Here is a 1,171-nt window from a genome sequence, read left to right as displayed (position 1 = left end):
TTAGCAACAACACCAGCACCTACTGTACGGCCACCTTCACGGATAGCGAAACGTAGGCCTTCGTCCATTGCGATTGGAGCAATTAGCTCAACCGTCATTTGAACGTTGTCGCCTGGCATTACCATTTCAACACCTTCTGGAAGTGTGATGTCACCAGTTACGTCCGTTGTACGGAAGTAGAACTGTGGACGGTAGCCTTTGAAGAACGGAGTATGACGGCCGCCTTCGTCTTTAGAAAGTACGTATACTTCTGACTCGAACTTAGTGTGTGGGTTGATTGAACCTTTAGCAGCAAGTACTTGGCCACGTTCAACGTCATCACGCTTAGTACCACGTAGTAGTGCACCAACGTTCTCACCTGCACGACCTTCGTCAAGCAGCTTACGGAACATTTCAACACCAGTACAAGTAGTCATTGTGGTTTCTTTGATACCAACGATTTCTACTTCGTCACCTACGCGTAGGATACCACGCTCGATACGACCAGTTACAACTGTACCACGACCTTGGATTGAGAATACGTCTTCAATCGGTAGTAGGAACGGTTGGTCAACTGCACGCTCTGGCTCTGGGATGTAAGAATCTAGTGCTTCTGCAAGCTCAACGATCTTGTCTTCCCACTGCTTCTCGCCGTTTAGTGCGCCAAGTGCAGAACCTTGGATAACTGGTAGGTCATCACCTGGGAATTCGTACTCAGAAAGAAGTTCACGAACTTCCATTTCTACTAGCTCAAGTAGCTCTTCGTCATCAACCATGTCACATTTGTTCATGAATACGATGATGTAAGGGATACCAACTTGACGACCAAGTAGGATGTGCTCACGAGTTTGAGGCATTGGGCCATCAGTTGCAGCAACAACTAGGATACCACCGTCCATTTGCGCAGCACCTGTGATCATGTTTTTAACATAATCCGCGTGTCCTGGGCAGTCTACGTGTGCGTAGTGACGCGCTGGAGTGTCGTACTCTACGTGAGAAGTAGCGATTGTGATACCGCGCTCACGCTCTTCTGGAGCGTTATCGATAGATGCGAAGTCTTTAGCTACACCGCCGTAAACTTTAGCAAGAGTAGTACAGATAGCTGCAGTTAGAGTTGTTTTACCGTGGTCAACGTGGCCGATAGTACCAACGTTTACGTGCGGTTTCGTACGTTCAAATTTTTCTTTAGACA

Annotated in this window: 1 protein-coding gene; it reads right to left on the bottom strand. The window is 47.7% G+C overall.

Annotated features, from left to right (window positions below; translation table 11 throughout):
• A partial coding sequence (gene tuf / locus LNL84_RS19610; RefSeq protein ID WP_244359552.1) for an elongation factor Tu occupies positions 1-1,171 on the bottom strand: 1,171 nt, incomplete at both ends.

Source organism: Vibrio gelatinilyticus (assembly GCF_022836845.1).
GTDB classification, from domain to species: domain Bacteria; phylum Pseudomonadota; class Gammaproteobacteria; order Enterobacterales; family Vibrionaceae; genus Vibrio; species Vibrio gelatinilyticus.
The sequence above is the reverse complement of the archived record's forward strand: the minus strand, read 5'-3'. Positions and strand labels throughout refer to the sequence as shown.